Raw genomic sequence first — 19,600 nt, 5'->3', positions numbered from 1 at the left:
ATGCCCCAATCGCGTAGAGGAATGGTTGCAGCACCGCATTATTTGGCAAGTCAGACGGGTGCTTTTATTTTGCAGTCCGGTGGTAATGCATTCGATGCTGCGGTTGCGGTAAGTGCTGTACTGGGTGTCGTGTATCCACATATGACAGGCCCTGGTGGAGATGCTTTTTTTCTGATTCACGATGGTCATACAGGCAAAATTGAAGGCTATAATGGAAGTGGACGTTCTGCTTCCAAAGCAACACCTGAATGGTATACCAAGCAAGGATATACAACGATTCCAAGTCGTGGTCCTTTAGCGGCAGTGACTGTACCTGGTATGGTAGATGCCTGGGAAGCGGTCTGGAAAAAGTATGGACGGTTGTCGTGGGCTGAAATTATAGCTCCTGCGGTGCGATATGCAGAAGAAGGGTTTCCAGCTTCACCGAGTCTAGCGCGCTGGATTATGCGTGATCTGGAATGGATTCAGCAAGATACGCATCTTCAATCGGTATTCTGCCCTAATGGTATTCCACTGGTAGAAGGCGATATCGTTATTCAGACCAAGCTTGCTCAGACGCTACGGTTGATTGGCAAGCAAGGGAGTGCATGCTTTTATAGTGGATCTATCGGACAGATGATTGGAGAAGCTACAGAACGAGATGGCAGTGTATTAACGAAGGAAGATCTAGCAGCACATCAAGGTGAATGGGTAGAACCGGTGTCTACTACTTATCGAGGGCATGTCGTCTATCAAATGCCACCAAATACACAGGGATTCTCGCTATTGATGATGCTGAATATTTTGGAAAATGTAGATTTGTCGTCGATTGCCCGCTTTTCGCCTGAATTTTATCATCTGGTAGTAGAAACGGTTAAAAAAGCTTTTCAAGATCGAGATCGTTATTTAACTGATCCTGCTTTTCGTGATATTCCTTTAGCGAAATTGTTATCTAAAGAGTACGCACAAAAATTATGGTATGACATGCAATATCATCCACAAGCGTCTCCGCATCTTTCACCTGCAATGGGTCAGGATACTGCATATGCGGCTGTAACGGATAATGAAGGCAACACTGTTTCGTTTATTCAAAGTCTATATTTCGATTTTGGATCTGCGTATGTGCCGGGCGATAGTGGTGTGATTTTACAAAATCGAGGATCATTCTTTTCACTGGATGATCGTGCACCGAATGTATTGGAACCACGTAAACGCACTTTCCATACATTGATGCCAGGAATGGTAACGAAAAATGGTAAACCTTATCTGTTGTTAGGTACACAAGGCGGAGAAGGACAACCTCAGACGCAATTATCTATTTTGACCGGAGTTATCGATTATCAATTAAATATCCAGCAAGCGATAGGATTGCCACGATGGTTATATGGACGAACTTGGGGCGACCAAAGCGATACGTTAAAAATCGAAAGCCGTTCATATGAAGATATTTATTCGCGCTTAGAAGCTTACGGGCATATTGTAGAACCTATTCGTGATTATGATGCGGTAATGGGTGAAGCGCAAGGGATTATGATTAATGAACAGGGTGTATTTAGCGGCGCGGCTGATCCTCGCAGTGATGGAATTGCGATCGGCATATAGAGCGGGATAGAGACAGAGGGGGAAGCATCATGGGAAGCATCATGATTAGACAAGCACAGATGGTGACAATGAACGATCGTGAAGAAGTATTTATTGGTGATTTATTGATCGAACATAATAAAATTGTCAAAATGGCTCCACACTTGGATGATCATGCAGATCAAGAAATAGATGGACGAGGCAAAACGTTATTGCCTGGATTTATTCAGACGCATATTCATTTGTGTCAGACCTTATTTCGTGGTCGAGCAGACGATATGGAATTGATGGATTGGTTACGTAAGCGTATCTGGCCACTGGAAGCGGCGCATGATGAAGAATCTATTTTTTATTCTGCTTTGCTCGGGATTGGCGAACTCATTTCCAGTGGAACGACAACGATCTGTGATATGGAGACTGTGCACCATACCGATTCTGCTTTTCAAGCGATGGCGCAAAGTGGACTACGGGTTATTTCCGGTAAAGTCATGATGGATCATGGAACAGATGTACCTGAACCTTTACAAGAAAATACCGATGAATCTCTTCAAAAAAGTGTAGATTTACTTGAGAAATGGAATGGTTTCGGCGGTGGACGTATTCAGTATGCATTTTGTCCGCGATTTGTTGTTTCTTGTACAGAACGTTTACTGACCGAGGTTCGTGATCTTTCAGCTCAATACCATGTCAAAGTGCATACACATGCTTCTGAAAATCGGGGAGAAATTTCACTGGTAGAACAAGAACGAGGAATGCGCAATATCGTATATCTGGATCATATTGGTCTGGCTAATCCACGCTTAATTCTGGCACACTGCGTATGGCTCAGTGAAGAAGAAAAGCAGATTCTGTATAAACGCGGAGTAAAAGTAACCCATTGCCCCGGTTCTAATCTCAAGCTTTCTTCCGGTATCGCTGAAATTCCAGATTTGATGAATCGTCATATTCATGTTGGTCTTGGAGCAGATGGAGCCCCTTGTAACAATAATTTGGATATGTTTCAAGAAATGCGCTTGGCGGCATTGATTCAGAAAGTCCCTCATGGACCAACTGTTATGGATGCTAGAACAGTATTGCGTATGGCGACGATGGGCGGAGCAGAAGTGCTAGGCATGGCTAAAGAAATTGGCAGTCTAGAAGTAGGTAAAAAAGCAGACGTGGTCTTGCTTGATCTGGAAGATTATCATACTTTCCCTTCATATGATGTAGACGTATATTCTAGAGTGGTGTATTCGGCAACACGCAGTAATGTGGATACGGTTATTATTGATGGCAGTGTTGTACTGGAAAATCGCCGCGTCAAAACCATCGATCGCAGTATTGTATTACGTGAATCTGATCGTTCGATCAAACGTTTAATGACACGTATGTAATATCAATTTATTTCCTACTTAAAAGTATTTGCATTATTCACATTCAAAAATAAAGGAGCTGGAGACTCATGGATATGAAAGACCTGTGCAAAATCGCTTTATCTCAACATCAACAGCAAATACGTACAGTTCTTGCTACTGTTGTCCATGTAGAAGGACATGCCTACCGCAAAGAAGGAGTCTCCATGATTCTGACTGCTGATGGTCAACAATTCGGCAGTATAAGTCCGGGGTGTCTAGAAAGTGATCTTGTGGCTCGTGTAGATGATGTCTGGAACAGTTCACAAGTGTGTATGGTTGAATATGATATGCGACCAGCCGATGATCTATCATGGGGCGAAAATATCGGCTGTGGTGGATTGTTAAATATTTTGTTAGAACCCATCCGAGATTCCTTTTTGAATGTGATTTGTGAATTAAATGATCGTTTGGATCAAGGTGATAATGTAGTGCTTACTCGTTCATTTCAAAAAAATGGACAGCAGATAGATTATCAATTATCAGACCAACCGTTAATGCTAGCTCACGATGCCAATTCAGGCACTGAATCTATATCTTATGGAGAACGGGAACAGTATACTTTTGTACGTACTTATCGCCCTAAGCCACGTCTAATTCTAATTGGTGCTGGTGATGATAGTATGCTTGTTAGTTCGCTGGCGCAGTTATCTGGATTTGATGTAGTTGTAGGGGATTGGCGTGCTGGTTTGTGTACAGAGGAACGGTTCAAAGGAGCTACATGTATCGTGGGCTTTCCGCAGTCTTTGTATGAACAGATCCAACCGAGTGGACAAGATTATATAATCTTAATGAGTCATAATTTCCCGCGTGAACGAGAGTGGGTTGAATTGATGGTAGATCAGCATTGTGCTTATCTAGGCATTATGGGTTCCAAAGAAAGAACCCGTCGGTTAATGGATCAATTACCAGTGTATCCTTCGTTGCATTCTCCGGTAGGCTTATCGATTGGAGCAGATGGGCCGGATGAAATAGCGATAAGTATTATCGCAGAACTGATCGCTGTCAAACGTGGACGTGTACTTGTACCGAGAAAGGATGTTACACATGAACATCACCGCATTAGTGCTTACAGCGGGTAAAAGTAGTCGTATGGGTAAAGACAAATTGAGCTTACCTTTGTATTCAGCACAAGATACTCATCGATCCGAGCCTATAATGACTATCGGTGGTAAAGTACTGTCTACTGTTTTGACAACGGAGCAGATTCAGCAGGTAGTAACAGTGACTGCTCCTTATTCTTCGCCTGAATGGCAACAAGAAATTCAACAATGGACAGACCGATATCCTGCTAAAATGCTATCGGTCGTATGCGAACAAGCTCATTTAGGAATGTCCTATTCGATTCGTTGTGGCATGAAGCAAGTACGGTTATCTCAAGCGGATGCCGTACTTATTTTGCTTGGCGATCAGCCTTTAATTACCTCAACGATGTTAACTGAACTAATAACGATCTATCTGCATCAGCCTGATATCGATTATATTGCTTCCGCCGATCAGGAAGGAATCAAACCTCCTATTATTTTCCCCGCCCATATGTGGACACATTTAGAGCAATTGCAAGGTGATCAAGGAGCTCGCAAAGTAGTCATGAATCCTGATTTCTATAGCAATATTGTCAAATATCCGGCTCATTTTTTCTGGGACGCTGATACTCCTGAAGCTTTAGCTCAAATCCAGTATTATCTACATTCTTCTACCTAATTACCTAGCATCAAAGATAAATAATTACATATTATTCAGTTATAAAGTAAATATACTTGATGTAATCTATTGTGAATAAAAATAATTATTTACTAATTTTTATCTTTTATATGTTAGAATATATTACATAATAATTTATTTTAGTGATTTAAAAAGTGCATAAAGCACAAAATAAAGCTTTTAATTTATATTTACTACAAATATAAGTAAGAATAATTGACATAAATTCATGATTTTATTAAGATTTGTTCAATTAGTAGATGATGAAGGGCATATTTCATCATCTAAAGTGCGAAACGAGCAAATGGAGGTGACATCATGGAGATGAATATAGAGACGAACAGGGGCCCGGAGCTTTTTCCACGTAAAGTCTGGGAACCCGCAAATGCAGAAGAAGCCATGATGATCAAACGTCAATATGGAGACAATGCTGTATTCGTAGCAGGAGGAACATTACTACGTACACAGTGGGAAAGTGGCATCGTAAATAGACATGAACACTTTATTCGACTCGACACGATTGCTGATCTATGCGGAATAGGCGAAAGCGATCAACATATAGAGATCGGTGCATTAACACGACTGCGTGAATGTGGAACAGATGCTACTATCGCTCATCATGGAGCGACATTATACGAATCATGCCGTCATATTGCCGCCCCTTCTATTCGCAATCAAGCTACGATTGGTGGAAATATCTCTTCGGCAGTAGGGGATGCTATTCCTGCTCTACTCGTACACAATGCTTCACTTCGCTGGGTAGATATCGGAAGTGAAGTAACCACGATCGAACAGGATCTTGTCGATTGGTTAGAGACGGTGAAAAGTGGTCGAAAAAGTAGTACTGCTGTGTTGTTAGCAATACGTTTGGAGAAGCAGACTTCTTCTTTAACTACAGAAGCGACAGAGCAATCTGTCGATCATCAGCAAGAAATCACTTTTTTTCGCAAAATTGGTCGTAGAGAAGCTTTTACACCATCGCTTGTCACAGTAGCATTTCGAGCAAAGATAGATCCATTAGGATACTTCTCACAAGTACGAATAGCCGCAGGTGGTGGCTCTGGTATTGCGATGCGATTATTGACATGTGAGCAATTATTAGAAGGCCATAGATATCATGCTGAAATGATTACTTCTTTAGCTATGCTCGCCAGTGAAGAATTTGTAACATACAGTGATCCTTTTGCCAGTGAGCAGTATCGTAAGCAGACAGCAGGAAATCTGTTAGCAGCAGGATTATGGGAAACGATACATGCGCAGATCGAAAGGAGATGACAGAGTATGTTACTGAATCGAGAAAGCAGTGGAGAGCGCTGGCGTAAACGGCGAGACGGCAAAGAAAAAGTAACCGGAGAATTGCAATATTTGACCGATATGACTGCTGAAGGAATGTTGTATGGACGCGTATTACGCAGTATTCATCCTCATGCACGTATTCTGTCAATAGATGTGTCTGCCGCAGAAGCGTATGAAGGTGTTATGGCTGTTATTACTCATCATGATGTACCCGGGCTGAATCGCTTTGGTATAGCAACACCTGATCAGCCAGCACTATGTGAAGATACAGTGCGCTATATTGGAGATGCAATAGCCGCTGTAGCATCAACTTCATTAGAAATTGCGGAACATGCTCTTTCTCTTATAAAGGTAGAGTATGAAGTGCTAGAGACAATTACAGACACGACTAGAGCATTAGAAGAATCCGCGCCAAGACTTCATCCACAAGGCAATGTATTACACCGGACTCAAGTCAAGCGTGGAAGTACCGATACTGCTCTTGCCAACTGTGCTCATGTGGTTCATCAAGTGTATCGTACACCGAGACAGATGCATGCTTATATGGAGACAGAAGGCGGATTGTTCGTTCCTGAAAAAGACGGTCGTCTAACAGTATATGCCCCTACACAGCATGGATATAAAGATCGAATGCAAATTGCTCGTATTCTGGGATGGGAAGAAGAACGGATTCGTGTCATATCCAGTCCAATTGGCGGTTCATTTGGTGGGAAAGATGAATTAAATGTCCAACCGTACGGATCGCTATTAGCACTAAAAAGTGGTCGTCCGATCAAAATGCATAATTCAAGACAAGAATCGGTTCGTGCTGGACTCAAGCGTCATCCAATGAAAATTGAAATGAAAACAGGAATTGATGAATACGGTCATTTAGTCGCTCATTATGTGCGTATTGTAGCAGATACAGGAGCTTATGCCACACTGGGAGCACCTGTACTTAATTTTGCAACAGAACATTCAATGGGACCTTATCGTATAGAGCATGTCGATGTAGAAGGTGTATCGGTGTATACCAATAATGGATTATCCGGTGAGTTTCGCGGATTTGGTGGGAATCAAGCGATATTTGCGATGGAAGGGCAAATGGATCGCTTGGCTGAAATGATTCAGATGGACCCGTGGGAATTTAGACTGTTGAATCGACGTCAGCAACATGATCCAGGGCCGTTAGAACAACGTATTTTACAAACCAATGGTCTTGAACAGGTGATGGAAGCACTCGCTCAATCCAAGCTATGGCAACGTAGACTACAGACTCCTCAAGATCACGAACAACATCATTCTATTGAAATCATGAGTGGAATGAGTGAACAGAACTCTGTACCCCATCCACCCTGGATCAAGCGTGGTATAGGAGCAGCACTGGCTATGCATGGTGCAGGTCTGGGTTATGGTATAGATGATCCAGCAGGTGGACGACTTGCGCTGAATGAACAAGGTAAGATTGAAGTTTTTTTTAGCTATGAAGAATTCGGGCAAGGATTAATTGCAACATTAGAAATTATGTTAATCGATCTGTTCCAATGTGAGCCTGATGATCTGAGTATCGTTATCGGAGATACAGATCGTGTTCCTCATAGCGGATCAAGTACAGCTTCACGCTCAACCACAATGGCATGGATGGCATTACAACGTCTCAAGACTCCTTTTCTTCAAAGCATTTTAGGAATAGCCACTGAGATCACTGGTGTACCTTCCGAGCAGTTAACTACAGGAAAAACAGGTATCTGGTTATTAAACGACAATCTTACCGTTGTAAATGAATCTGAACCTGTAATCACATACCTTGAAATTGCGCAATATATGAGTGAAGCTGGCAAGCAAAACGAATTGATTTTTGATACTGAATTTGCTTATCCTACTACACCGGATGCTGTAGTGGGTGGACATTATTTATATACGTATGCCGCTGTTGCCGCAGAAGTAGAAGTGAATACATTAACAGGGCATGTGAAATTGTTGGATAATTATCATACAGTTGCCGCAGGGCCTGTCATTAATCCAATGGGATTTTTGGGGCAGATTGAAGGCGGTAGTGTAATGGCATTAGGATTTACGCTAACTGAAGATGCAGTGATGGATGAAGGGCATTATTTGACCAAAAATATGGATACGTATCTTATTCCTACGATCAAAGATATGCATACTTCGCTTGAAGTCGAAGCGATCGAAGATTTGCCAGAAGGCGATACTTTCGGGCCGCGTGGGATAGGAGAGATTGGTTCGGTTGCTCTGGCGCCAGCTATCACTGCTGCGATTCGTGATGCTGTTGGGGTATGGGTTCCTCATTTACCGGTTGCGCGGGAGTTACTGATTCAACCGATAGAGACATGGCAAGCAGAAAGGGTGAGTCCACGATGAAAACAACAGATACAACATGGCAAGCTACTGTAAATGGAGAACATCGTGAATTGGATATCGATCCTTCACGCCGTCTGCTCGATGTGATTCGTGGAGACTTGAATCTAACAGGAACCAAAGTCTCTTGTGAAATTGGTCGCTGTGGTGCTTGTATGGTAATGATCGATGGAGAGCCGGTAAATTCCTGTCTGACGATGGCATATCAATGTGCAGGTAAAGAAATTACAACGATCGAAGGATTGCATGGAGAAAGTAAAGATCAATTGCATCCAATTCAAGAAGCATTTTTGGAAGAAGGCGGATTTCAGTGTGGATATTGTACACCGGGTATGATTATTTCCACCAAAGCATTACTGGATCAGAACCCTCATCCTGAAGATCATGAGATCAAAGAAGGATTATGTGGTAATCTATGTCGTTGTACAGGATATGGCGGTATCATGCGGGCAGTGCAGAGTGCAGCAACCAAATGCCAGCAACAACAACAACAACGATCCATTACATCTCAAATCATTCGTTAAATAAATAGGATCAAATACCGTATTCATATATGTGATGTATAAGCTTATCCTTTCCTTACAGCAGATCATTGCTTCAAGGGGAAGGATTTTGTTTTGTACATATCGTTATTCTCAATCTTTTTTGCACATCTTTTAACAAAGCACTACCACTATGAATCTGATATCTATGACAGCATAAATAGCCTGTAACCAAAGTGTAATTTAAAACTTTTCGTATTCACTAAAATTTGGATTGGTAAGGACACCTGAATTGTTATATTATTAACGAACAGGTAAAAGGTTATGCGTTGGCTTTTCATCGAAAAATAAGATGCAATAAGCTGATAGGATTGCTGAATAGTAGACAGACAATGGAATAGATGAAGTATGATTGAATAGCCCTTTATAGGAATTATATTTGGGCTTGTGATCAGTCAGTGTCTGCACCTAGAGTTCTTATGGATATGGACTCAATCAGCTTCTCCATTACCCGCATTACAAAAGGCAGCAAGGAGGGGAACCTTTGGAAAGCGAATATATAGATTCCATGGAACAACTGGCAGATCATTATTTTCCATCTGGAAATTGGCATATGGTTGAAGGCAAAGGCGGTATGAATAATACCACTATGTTTATTGATCACGCGTCTAGTCGCTATGTGCTACGACGATATGAAACACATAAAGAACCAGACAAAGTTCGCTATGAACATGAAGTGTTATCTGCGCTTCCTGCTGTTCTAGTTGGACTCAATACACCGAAGCCTGTCAAAGATATTAAAGGACAGACGATCCATGTTACAGGGCCAGTCAATGAAGAAGATTCTCGTAGCGCCGGCAGAATAGCCGCGTTATTTCATTATATGGATGGTCATACACCGCAATTAAGAACAACGGAAGAGATTTTTCACTTTGGTCAGGTGACAGGGCAGTTATCAGCCGCATTAGCTCAAATTGATATTGATCTTCATCCGGTATATCCGCCGTATTATCGATTGGGACAATCATATCCTTTATGCAGTCCAGGTCGATTAGAAGCATTTTGTGCTCATCCACCGGAAGACTTTAATAGTATTGCAGATATTTTATATCGTATAGGAGAACGTCTTGGTGAGCAGTTGATGCGGATTACCCGGTTAGTATCATTACCTCATCAATTGATTCATGGCGATCTGAATGCATCCAATATGTTAGAATCGACAGATGGACAGATTACAGCGATTTTAGATTTTGAATTTGTTACACGTGATTTACGAGCGATGGAGCCAGCAGTTTGTTTGTCAGACATATTGCAGACTGTAGAATGGAATGTAGCAGACGAGAAGCAATGCACTGCTTTTTTAAAAGGGTATGCTACCCGTATTCATTTGTCAGATCAGGAGATTGAAGCAATCCCACTGCTTATTTTGTTGCGCCGTATAGATGTATTTATGCACTTTTTAAGCCGTTATTTTGAAGGAATCGATGACGCTGACGTAGTGATTGCGCAAGCACAACGGTTAGATGCTGGATTGCAATGGTATGAGAAAAGTGGCCCTATTTTGCAATTGCTGTGTCGCCGCATTTTCAAATCATAAACGATCTAGCTATTCCAAAGTAAACATAAAAAGAGCGAATGTCGAAAAGTTTATCGATATTCGCTCTTTTTGTATCTATAACAAAAGAATATACAGGATATCTCATATCAAAATGCTAATTTACGAAATATAAATATATTTTCTTTACCTATTTTGATGAATTTGATGCTACAATAGGTAGCAAATAAGAGTCATATTTTGTAAAATGTTAACGTGAACAATATTGATGCAATCATTCAAGGAGTTGAAATAGCAATAATACATCCTTTAGCCAATGATGTGTATACACGCATCTATCCAATATATCAATGAATGGAGGAGTACAATGTCGCTAGGAAAATATAGACAACCATTACGAATAAGCATCAATAGTCAAGATGAACGTCGTAAGATTGAACATATTCATCAGATGCCGATCAAAATTTTGCAAATAGGAGCAGGTAACTTTTTGAGAGGTTTTTTTGATTGGATGATCTACCAAAGTATTACACAAGGAAAATATCATGGCAGTATTGCACTAACACCGCCAACTCCGAATGGAGCGGTTAAATTAAAACAATTAGCAGAGCAGGACGGATTGTATACCTTAATTACCAGAGGAGTACAACAGGGGGAAGTGATCGAACATCAATCGATTATTCCTGTATTCAAAAATTTTATCGATCCGTATACACAATGGGAGCAATTTCTACAGTTAGCAGAACTGGAGTCTTTGGACATCATTATATCTAACACCACAGAAGCGGGATTAACATATGAACCGATTGATTATATCGCTGGAAAGCCTTTGCATAATTATCCTGCACGATTGACTGTATTTTTGTATCGAAGATTTCAACATTTTGCTGGAGATTCAAGTTATGGGTTGTTAATTCTACCTTGTGAATTGATTGAAAATAATGGTGATTTGCTCAAACAATATGTTCTTCGTTATGCAGATGACTTTGGATTTGGTACTGATTTTGTCAAATGGATCGAACAGTCACAACGCTTTTTGAACAATCTGGTTGATCGCATTGTACCAGGAATGCCGCCGGAAGAAGAATATGCACGTTTGGTGGAACAATACGGGTATGAAGATCCATTTATCAATACAGCAGAACCTTATCATCTATGGGCGATTCAAGGAGAACCTGCTTTAGATAAAAGGTTACCTCTGGCACAGATTGGACTGAATGTGCACTGGGTGAAAGAGTTACAGCCTTTTCAGCAACGTAAAGTACGTATTCTTAATGGAGCGCATACGTTAATGACACCTGTTGGCTTATTGTACGGCAAAACTACGGTTCGTGATGTGATGGACGATACAGACCTTAGCGAATGGATCATTTCCACGATTACAGAAGAAGTGATTCCAGCACTGACTTTAGATGAAAAAGAACTTCGTGCTTATGCTACAGACACATTTGAACGCTTCCGTAATCCTTATCTGGAACATCGATTACAAGATATCGCACTGAATAGTCTAAGCAAATTCAAAACCAGAATTTTGCCAACATTGAAAGCGTATACAGAAAAAGTTAATCAAATTCCTGCCGAGATTGTGCACTCATTTGCCGCTTTGATCTTATTGTACCGATTACAACCGACAGCAGAAGGGCATTATCAAGCGCAGACGTTATCCGGTGCTACCCTTACGATCAAAGATAATGAACTGTATATTCAGCGCCTTGTAGAGCACTGGCAACAACCAGAGTTATCAGCTATTGTGACCTCGATTCTGTCAGATCAGCAGATCTGGGATGAAGATTTAACGCAGATTCAAGGATTAGAAGAAGGAATTGTATCAAATATTCAACTATTGGAGGAGCAACGGCAATGAATACTATGATAAAAGATTGCATCACTATTCAGAAGCAAGATGATGTTGTGATTGCACTTCGAGATGTATTACCAGGTGAATCTATTATTTTGGAAAATGGAACAATCTTATCTGTCAGTGATCATATTCCGCGCGGTCACAAAATAGCTGTACATGAGATTGCTCCTGATCAGGATGTTATTAAATATGGATTTTCAATCGGCAAAGCCAAAGAGCATATTCAACCCGGGCAATGGATTCATACGCATAACCTGCGGACAGGCTTAGAAGGTACATTAGATTATCGTTATGAACCTTCGCCTAGCTGGAATCCTAATCATGTTCCTGAACATTTACAGACATTTGAAGGATATGTGCGTGAAAATGGCGAAGTCGGTATTCGCAACGAAATCTGGATTATCAATACCGTAGGTTGTATTAATAAAGTGTGCGAAGCGTTGGCGCGTACTGCTCATGCAGATATGCAAGGACGTGTCGAAGGAGTATATCATTTTCCACATCCATTCGGTTGTTCGCAATTAGGCGATGATCTGGAATATACCAAGCAGTTGTTAGCTTCTCTTGTACTTCATCCTAATGCAGCCGGTGTTTTGGTAATTGGATTAGGTTGTGAGAACAACCAGATTGAACAGTTTGCCGAAGCTATCCCAGACGAATATGCTCATAAAGTTCGTTATCTCAAAGCACAAGAAGAAGATGATGAGATCGAAGCAGGATTATTACTACTAGAAGAATTGGTTACTCAAGCAGAACAAATATCACGTCAACCTGTACCTTTATCCAAATTAAAAATAGGTTTGAAATGCGGTGGTTCGGATGGGTTATCCGGGATTACAGCCAATCCATTAGTCGGTTCTGTAGCTGATCTGATCGTTTCTGCTGGTGGAACGGCTATTTTAACAGAAGTGCCCGAGATGTTCGGTGCAGAGACTATATTGATGAATCGCGCTCAGACTACGCAAGTATTTGACGAATTGGTAGATTTGATTAATGGATTTAAGCAATACTTTGTGAATCATGGTCAAAATATTTACGAAAATCCTTCACCTGGTAACAAAGCTGGTGGGATCACTACACTGGAAGAAAAATCGCTAGGCTGTACACAAAAAGGTGGACATTCTAACGTAATCGATGTATTAAAATATGGTCAAAGGGTACATCAGTCAGGATTGAACATTATCGAAGCACCAGGTAACGATCTTGTATCTGTAACTGCTCTATCAGCGGCTGGCGCGCATATCGTGTTATTTACAACGGGTAGAGGTACACCTTTTGGCGGGCCTGTGCCTACAATGAAAATTGCTACTCAATCCGATCTAGCAAATCGCAAAAAACATTGGATCGATTACAATGCAGGTCAATTATTAGAAGGTAAAACGATGGAAGAGGTATCCCTTGATCTGTTAACAACAATTGTCGATATCGCTTCTGGACGAAAGCAGACCAATAGCGAAAAACATGGTTTTCGCGAAATTGCTATTTTTAAAGATGGTGTTATTTTATAAAAAAAGACAGTCTCGTTTCTGTATATAAACCAGCAAATTAGTTCTTGAAAGGATCAAAAGCAACTAGAAATAAGATTGAAAAAAAGCGATACGTAAATGTAATTAAATACATTTTACGTATCGCTTCATTCGTGGTAAAATAAGGATGTTAATCGATTACCATGTCATATATTACCAATTGAGATTGATATTACTCTAAATTGGTTTTAACTGCTATACGGAGCGCTTAGAATGACCGTACCGCGTGCAGGCACTTCAATCGATTGGCCAGTATGATCAGGATCTAGCAGATTGGTTACTTGTAAATCGTTTAATTCTACAGTAGCTGCTTCAGCATTGTGGTTAAGTAAGAAAATGAATTGTTCACCGTTTTTGATACGCCGTCCAGCTTCTACACCGGTTGGAGTATGAAGAACAGGTTGAATTCCTTTTTGATCAGCTACAAATTTCATCAGACCGGTAATAAATGCTTCTTCTCCATCGGAAGCAATATACCATGCTTCACCTTTGCCATACGTATTACGAGTAAGCACAGGCATTCCTTTATAAAAGTCATCACCATAGTGGGCAAGAACTTCGGCACCTTCGGTATGAAGTAAATCGCAGAGCATTCCGCATTCATAATCGCCGTTTAGATCACCTAATGATTGATTCATTACAATCTGGTTCCGCATCGTAGGAAGTAGAGCATCTGTTTCTTCTACCCAGATTCCAAGTAACTTGCGTAGCTCGCCAGGATAACCACCAAGTGCAACCAGATCACTCTCGCCTACAATACCGCTAAAGAATGTGGTGACAAAAGTGCCTCCATTTTGTGTAAATTGTTCTAGTTTGTCAGCTAGTCCTGGTTTGACCATGTACAGAACAGGAGCGATGACCAGCTCATATGCGCTAAGATCAGAATCTACACCAACTACATCGACCTGAATATTACGATGATAAAAGGCTTTGTAGTATTTATGTATCTGATCTACATATTTGAGCGCGATCGTTGGGCCGCTTGATTTCTCTATCGCCCACCAGTTGTCCCAATCAAACAGTATAGCAACTTTGGATTCTATACGCGAATCAAGCAGAGTATCACCTAATGTCTGAAGTTCGCTACCAAGTGCTGCTGTTTCGCGGAAAACACGAGTATTGGAATGACCAACATGTTCAATAACAGCGCCATGGAACTTTTCACATGCGCCTGCTGAACGGCGAAGTTGGAAAAACATAATCGTATCTGCTCCATGAGCAACAGCTTGATAGCTCCATAAGCGCATCACACCGGGACGTTTGAGCGAATTGTAAGCTTGCCAGTTTTGTTGACTAGGCGTTTGTTCCATAAGCATAAATGGATCACCGTTTTTGATACCACGCATCAGATCATGAGCAAGCGCGGTGTAACTTACCGGTGTAGCGAGTCCTGGATAGTTATCCCATGAGATAATATCCATTTGTTTTGCCCATTTAAAATAATCTAAAGGTTTGAAAAAGCCCATTAAATTTGTAGTGATCAGCGCATCGGGAACAACATGTTTGATCGCATCATATTCTAATTGATAACATTCAAGCATGCTATCGGAGTTGAAGCGGGAATAATCAAGAGACATACCTTGAAAGTTAGTGTTGTCTTCTCCCCATTCTTCGCTCAGATTACTTGGCAATACAATTTCATCCCAGTCATAGAAAGTATGACCCCAGAAAGAAGTATTCCAGGCTGTATTCAATACATCTAGCGTCTGATAGCGTGTTTTGAGCCAGACACGAAAAGCACGTTCGCAGTTGTCACAATAACAATCGCCACCGTATTCGTTAGATACATGCCATACCACGATAGCGGGATGATTTTTGTAGCGTTCTGCCAGTCGACTAGCTATTTCTGTAGAGTATTTACGATAAGTTGGACTGTTAGGGCAAGAGTTATGACGACCACCGAATTTTCGTTTTCTGCCGTCTTTATCAGTACGTAATACATCGGGATATTTTTTCGCCATCCATGCAGGATGAGCAGCGGTACTTGTGGCAAGACAGGTATAGATACCGCTTTCATAAAGGCTATCGATCAATTGATCCAACCATTCAAATTGATAATGAACCTCATCGGGTTGATTGCGTGCCCAAGAGAATACATTGACGGTGGCAATATCGATTCCTGCTTGTTTAAATAGTTGTAAATCTTCTTGGTGAGTCTGCTGATCCCATTGTTCAGGATTATAGTCACCACCGTAAAAAATTTTAGGAAGTTTGCTGCTAATCATAACTGTCACTCCTTGTATAAGAATAACTCTATAGTAATTCAACTCGTTCCCTTATAAAATATAATAAAATGCGCTTAGTATATAAAAATATGGAGATTGGAAGTGAAAAATATGTATGTAACTATACCTGACCGCCGCTTTTTTACAGAGCTCAGAGACTTACAGTTACCTATTCATATGGAGAGTATCGGATACAATGCGGATCAAGAATCGATTGATCGTCCAGACGGGTATCCTTGTTATCATTGGATTCAAGCAGTAAATGGAGAAGGCGAACTTTATTTCGGGGGAACTAGCTATACAGTCAAAGCAGGATCAGGTGTATTACTTGCGCCCAGAGATGCTCATGGATATCGTCCTATCAGCGGAGTATGGGAGACAGCATATTTAACATTTGGAGGGCCTCAATCTCTTGCGATTGTATCGACATTAGGGTTATCTCATTCCGCCTATTATGAATGGGATCGTGGATGTGAATTAGAGACTTTTGCTAGTGGTCTATTAGGGCAGATTCGTAGTGATCGTGATCTATCTGGTCTGGATACCAGTTCTGATCTATACCGCTTTTTAACATTGCTCAAAAAGCATGGACGTGTAAATAATCTTCCTTCATTATCCCATACAGTCGAACGACTTAAGCCACTGATGTCATTTATGGAATCTCATTATGATGATCCTAATATTGGACTGGAAGATATGGCAGATCAAGTAGGGGTAAGTGCAAGACATCTAAATACATTGTTCCGTCAGACATTCGGTATGACAGCATATGCTTATTTCATTTTACTGCGTATTCGCAAAGCAAAAGAATTAATGACACTTTATCCACGAATGACGATCAAAGAAGTAGCAGGTCAAGTTGGATTTAGAGATTCCAGTCATTTTGTAGCTACATTTCGCAGATTAGAAGATGTAACGCCTGAACAATTTCGAAATTTATATTGATGATCGTATCGATTTGTTTTGATATTCGAAAGGTTTATTTTTAAAACGAGGTATATGATGTACCTATTGTCTAATCAATGACTCATGAAGCGGATAGGTCCGGTCTGCTTCAATTATTGAGTTGATTTTATTAAGCGCTTACAATATATTGATAACCAGTGTTATATAAGAAAGGGGAATATCATGTGAGTGCAGAGAAGATCTGGATTGATGAAGAAGAACATAAGAATAGCGCAGCAGAAAGAGCTTATTTGGTACCATTTATAGTGGATTCTTCGGATAGTGTGGTTATTGTATTACCAGGTGGAGGATATGAACATCGCGCAGATCATGAAGGTGCACCTGTTGCGCAGTGGCTAAATGAACATGGTATTTCTGCTTTTGTACTTCATTATCGGTTATCGCCAAAACAGCAACGTATTCCGTTAGAAGATGGCAAGCATGCTATTCGTTATGTTCGGGCACATGCGGCTGAATATGGCATCAATCCGTCCAAAATAGGCATATTGGGGTTTTCGGCGGGTGGTCATTTAGCCGCTATGACAGGTACAGTATATGAAGAGCAAGCGATAACGGTAGCAGGAATGACTCAATACATCAGTTCCAGACCGGATGCGATGATTTTGTGTTATCCCGTTATTACGATGAAGCACTACGGTCATGAAGGATCTCGATTAGCTCTTTTGGGAGCAGACGCTTCAGAACAACAGATTACTGCTTATAGTGCAGAAGAACGTGTTACAGCACAGACCCCGCCTACATTTATCTGGCATAATACAGATGATGATGTGGTACCTGTGCAAAATAGTTTGCAGATGGCACTGGCTTTGGAACAGCATCATGTTCCATTTGAATTACATATTTATGAGAGTGGTGGACATGGGCAAGGGCTTGCTTTGGAACACCCAGTTATGGGAAACTGGACCAAGCAATGTATGATTTGGCTTCAACGTCAGGGCTGGTAATCTGTACATTAGCCGCTAACCCTATTTTTGTCAGTCTAGAGGAGATGGATAGAGATGAAAATTGAAAAAAACAGCACATTATTGATGATTGGTGACTCGGTTACAGATTGCGGACGCGGTCGACCTGTAGGGCAATACTGGGAGATTGGCAATGGTTATGTGTCTTTAGTCGATTCTCTTTTGCAAACGGTTTATCCTGATTATAATATTCGTGTTCTTAATACAGGAACAAGTGGAGATCAGGTCAAACATCTCAAAGAACGCTGGGAAGAAGATGTGTTCCAACACAATCCAGATTGGGTATCTATAATGATCGGGATCAATGATGTCTGGAGACAATTCAGTCATCCGTTAGAAACGGATTGGCATGTATATTTAGAAGAATATGAGCAGACATTACGCGAATTGGTACAGCAGACATTGCCTAAAGTTAAAGGGTTAGTTTTAATGACTCCTTATTACCTGTCAACAACAACTGAAGATCCGATGCGTGCCACAATGGATGTATACGGAGAAGTAGTGAAGCGTATTGCGCAAGAAACAGGAGCAATCTTTGTCGATACTCAAGCGGCTTTTGATGCACTATCTGCTTATGTATATCCAGCTTCCTTATCCAATGGATGGGATCATGTTCATCCGAATCAAAATGGACATTTAGTGCTTGCTCGTTCATTTTTGCAAGCTGTTCAATATGATTGGAACCGTTCTACGACATAATGGAAATGTAAGGAGGGGTACTTATCAAAACTTATACAGCAAATATTGTGGTCGATGCCAAAGCCAAATTAGGCGAAGGCCCCAGTTGGGATCAACAATTTGGGCGATTATTTTGGGTAGATATCGAAGGCTATCAATTGCATATTTATGATCCGTCTACCAATGAAGATCGTACTATAGATGTTGGCGAGCATGTTAGTGCTGTTGTGCCTTATTTAGAAGATGAAGTCATTGTCGCACTGATTAGTGGTCTGTATCGCTTCAATATTCAGACAGGGGAGAAAATCTTGATTCACGACCCTGAAGAAGGCAGACCGGGTAATCGATTTAACGATGGCAAATGTGATCCGGCAGGGCGTTTTCTTGCAGGAACAATGAGTTTGAATGGAGAATCAGAGCAAGGCGCATTTTATAGCTTGAGTACAGAAGGCAATGTATCTTTGCTAATTGATGAAGTCTCTACGTCTAATGGATTAGCATGGAGCGCTGATCATAGCACGTTGTATTATATCGATACCCCTACACTTGAAATTGTATCTTTTGATTATGATGTACAAGAAGGTACCATTTCGAATAAACAAGTGATTGCTACAGTAGATGAAAGTGAAGGATATCCTGATGGAATGACGATCGATGCAGAAGGGATGTTATGGGTCGCTCGCTGGGGAGGTCAACGTGTCTCACGTATAGATCCAACCAGCGGTAAAGTGATTGCAGAAGTATCGTTACCTGTAAATTGTGTAACTTCTTGTGCGTTTGGTGGAGAACATCTGGACGAGCTGTATATTACTACAGCACAAGATGATAGCGAAGACCAACCTTTAGCAGGCGGTTTATTTATGGTTAAGCCAGGTGTGAAAGGTATGCCTACGATTTCTTTTAATCAGGGTCAACGTGCATCTAAGCTTGAGCAATCGATATCGTAACATATGATCGTGGATATTCTATAAAGACAGCGCAAAAAGCTTCAATCGATGTAGACTGAAGCTTTTTGCGCTGTTCCCAAGTCTGTGTA

15 protein-coding genes are annotated in these 19,600 nt (G+C 41.0%); 14 read left to right on the top strand and 1 reads right to left on the bottom strand.

Annotation, left to right across the window (positions count from 1 at the left end; genetic code table 11):
* The 10 genes from ggt (at position 1) to ACFSGI_RS13485 (ending at position 13,715) form a co-directional block, all read left to right on the top strand.
* Positions 1-1,581, top strand: coding sequence for a gamma-glutamyltransferase (gene ggt / locus ACFSGI_RS13530; RefSeq protein ID WP_204825024.1), 1,581 nt, complete (start codon positions 1-3; stop codon positions 1,579-1,581).
* A gap of 29 nt (positions 1,582-1,610) precedes the next feature.
* Positions 1,611-2,933, top strand: a complete 1,323-nt coding sequence (locus tag ACFSGI_RS13525; protein ID WP_204824633.1) for a 5'-deoxyadenosine deaminase — start codon at positions 1,611-1,613, stop codon at positions 2,931-2,933.
* Between the two features lie 68 nt (positions 2,934-3,001).
* The gene (locus ACFSGI_RS13520; protein WP_204824632.1) at positions 3,002-4,033 is read left to right on the top strand and encodes an XdhC family protein; all 1,032 of its coding nucleotides are present in this window, start codon (positions 3,002-3,004) and stop codon (positions 4,031-4,033) included.
* Complete coding sequence (locus ACFSGI_RS13515; protein WP_204824631.1) at positions 3,999-4,655, top strand: nucleotidyltransferase family protein; 657 nt, start codon at positions 3,999-4,001, stop codon at positions 4,653-4,655. Before ACFSGI_RS13520 ends, ACFSGI_RS13515 begins: the two co-directional genes overlap by 35 nt.
* 318 nt (positions 4,656-4,973) lie before the next feature.
* A complete protein-coding gene (locus ACFSGI_RS13510; protein ID WP_204824630.1) occupies positions 4,974-5,930 on the top strand; it encodes an FAD binding domain-containing protein in 957 nt (318 codons plus the stop codon).
* Between the two features lie 6 nt (positions 5,931-5,936).
* Positions 5,937-8,312, top strand: coding sequence for a xanthine dehydrogenase subunit D (gene pucD / locus ACFSGI_RS13505; RefSeq protein ID WP_204824629.1), 2,376 nt, complete (start codon positions 5,937-5,939; stop codon positions 8,310-8,312).
* The gene (locus ACFSGI_RS13500; RefSeq protein ID WP_204824628.1) at positions 8,309-8,833 is read left to right on the top strand and encodes a (2Fe-2S)-binding protein; all 525 of its coding nucleotides are present in this window, start codon (positions 8,309-8,311) and stop codon (positions 8,831-8,833) included. Before pucD ends, ACFSGI_RS13500 begins: the two co-directional genes overlap by 4 nt.
* A 502-nt stretch (positions 8,834-9,335) precedes the next feature.
* A complete protein-coding gene (locus ACFSGI_RS13495) occupies positions 9,336-10,388 on the top strand; it encodes a phosphotransferase (protein ID WP_204824627.1) in 1,053 nt (350 codons plus the stop codon).
* A gap of 325 nt (positions 10,389-10,713) precedes the next feature.
* Complete coding sequence (locus ACFSGI_RS13490) at positions 10,714-12,210, top strand: tagaturonate reductase (protein WP_204824626.1); 1,497 nt, start codon at positions 10,714-10,716, stop codon at positions 12,208-12,210.
* Positions 12,207-13,715 carry a UxaA family hydrolase gene (locus tag ACFSGI_RS13485; protein ID WP_204824625.1) on the top strand — a complete coding sequence of 503 codons (1,509 nt, stop codon included), beginning with the start codon at positions 12,207-12,209 and terminating at the stop codon, positions 13,713-13,715. Before ACFSGI_RS13490 ends, ACFSGI_RS13485 begins: the two co-directional genes overlap by 4 nt.
* 206 nt (positions 13,716-13,921) lie before the next feature.
* Here ACFSGI_RS13485 and ACFSGI_RS13480 read toward each other — a convergent pair whose 3' ends face one another.
* Positions 13,922-15,958, bottom strand: a complete 2,037-nt coding sequence (locus ACFSGI_RS13480; RefSeq protein WP_204824624.1) for a beta-galactosidase — start codon at positions 15,956-15,958, stop codon at positions 13,922-13,924.
* A gap of 111 nt (positions 15,959-16,069) precedes the next feature.
* On the opposite strand from ACFSGI_RS13480, the gene ACFSGI_RS13475 reads away from it, so the two are divergent.
* The 4 genes from ACFSGI_RS13475 (at position 16,070) to ACFSGI_RS13460 (ending at position 19,511) form a co-directional block, all read left to right on the top strand.
* Positions 16,070-16,903 (top strand): AraC family transcriptional regulator, encoded by an 834-nt coding sequence (locus ACFSGI_RS13475; RefSeq protein ID WP_204825023.1) that lies wholly within the window; start codon positions 16,070-16,072, stop codon positions 16,901-16,903.
* Positions 16,904-17,088: 185 nt separating this feature from the next.
* Positions 17,089-17,868, top strand: a complete 780-nt coding sequence (locus ACFSGI_RS13470; RefSeq protein WP_379283424.1) for an alpha/beta hydrolase — start codon at positions 17,089-17,091, stop codon at positions 17,866-17,868.
* Between the two features lie 54 nt (positions 17,869-17,922).
* On the top strand, positions 17,923-18,585 hold the full coding sequence (locus tag ACFSGI_RS13465) for an SGNH/GDSL hydrolase family protein (RefSeq protein ID WP_204824623.1): 663 nt from the start codon (positions 17,923-17,925) through the stop codon (positions 18,583-18,585).
* Between the two features lie 47 nt (positions 18,586-18,632).
* On the top strand, positions 18,633-19,511 hold the full coding sequence (locus ACFSGI_RS13460; protein WP_204824622.1) for an SMP-30/gluconolactonase/LRE family protein: 879 nt from the start codon (positions 18,633-18,635) through the stop codon (positions 19,509-19,511).
* The last annotated feature ends 89 nt before the right edge of the window (positions 19,512-19,600 follow it).

The sequence above is a fragment of the Paenibacillus nicotianae genome (assembly GCF_042681745.1).
GTDB lineage: Bacteria > Bacillota > Bacilli > Paenibacillales > Paenibacillaceae > Saccharibacillus > Saccharibacillus nicotianae.
Note: the sequence above shows the minus strand (reverse complement) of the source record. Positions and strands in the feature narration are given on the sequence as shown.

What these genes read in the sequence shown, in the direction of transcription:
- ACFSGI_RS13500 (WP_204824628.1), top strand. Translation starts at nt 8,309, where the DNA reads ATGAAAACAACAGATACAACATGGCAAGCTACTGTAAATGGAGAACAT.
- ACFSGI_RS13475 (WP_204825023.1), top strand. Translation starts at nt 16,070, where the DNA reads ATGTATGTAACTATACCTGACCGCCGCTTTTTTACAGAGCTCAGAGAC.
- ACFSGI_RS13485 (WP_204824625.1), top strand. Translation starts at nt 12,207, where the DNA reads ATGAATACTATGATAAAAGATTGCATCACTATTCAGAAGCAAGATGAT.
- ACFSGI_RS13515 (WP_204824631.1), top strand. Translation starts at nt 3,999, where the DNA reads ATGAACATCACCGCATTAGTGCTTACAGCGGGTAAAAGTAGTCGTATG.
- ACFSGI_RS13525 (WP_204824633.1), top strand. Translation starts at nt 1,611, where the DNA reads ATGGGAAGCATCATGATTAGACAAGCACAGATGGTGACAATGAACGAT.
- ACFSGI_RS13510 (WP_204824630.1), top strand. Translation starts at nt 4,974, where the DNA reads ATGGAGATGAATATAGAGACGAACAGGGGCCCGGAGCTTTTTCCACGT.
- ACFSGI_RS13480 (WP_204824624.1), bottom strand. Translation starts at nt 15,958, where the DNA reads ATGATTAGCAGCAAACTTCCTAAAATTTTTTACGGTGGTGACTATAAT.
- ACFSGI_RS13465 (WP_204824623.1), top strand. Translation starts at nt 17,923, where the DNA reads ATGAAAATTGAAAAAAACAGCACATTATTGATGATTGGTGACTCGGTT.
- ggt (WP_204825024.1), top strand. Translation starts at nt 1, where the DNA reads ATGCCCCAATCGCGTAGAGGAATGGTTGCAGCACCGCATTATTTGGCA.
- ACFSGI_RS13520 (WP_204824632.1), top strand. Translation starts at nt 3,002, where the DNA reads ATGGATATGAAAGACCTGTGCAAAATCGCTTTATCTCAACATCAACAG.
- pucD (WP_204824629.1), top strand. Translation starts at nt 5,937, where the DNA reads ATGTTACTGAATCGAGAAAGCAGTGGAGAGCGCTGGCGTAAACGGCGA.
- ACFSGI_RS13490 (WP_204824626.1), top strand. Translation starts at nt 10,714, where the DNA reads ATGTCGCTAGGAAAATATAGACAACCATTACGAATAAGCATCAATAGT.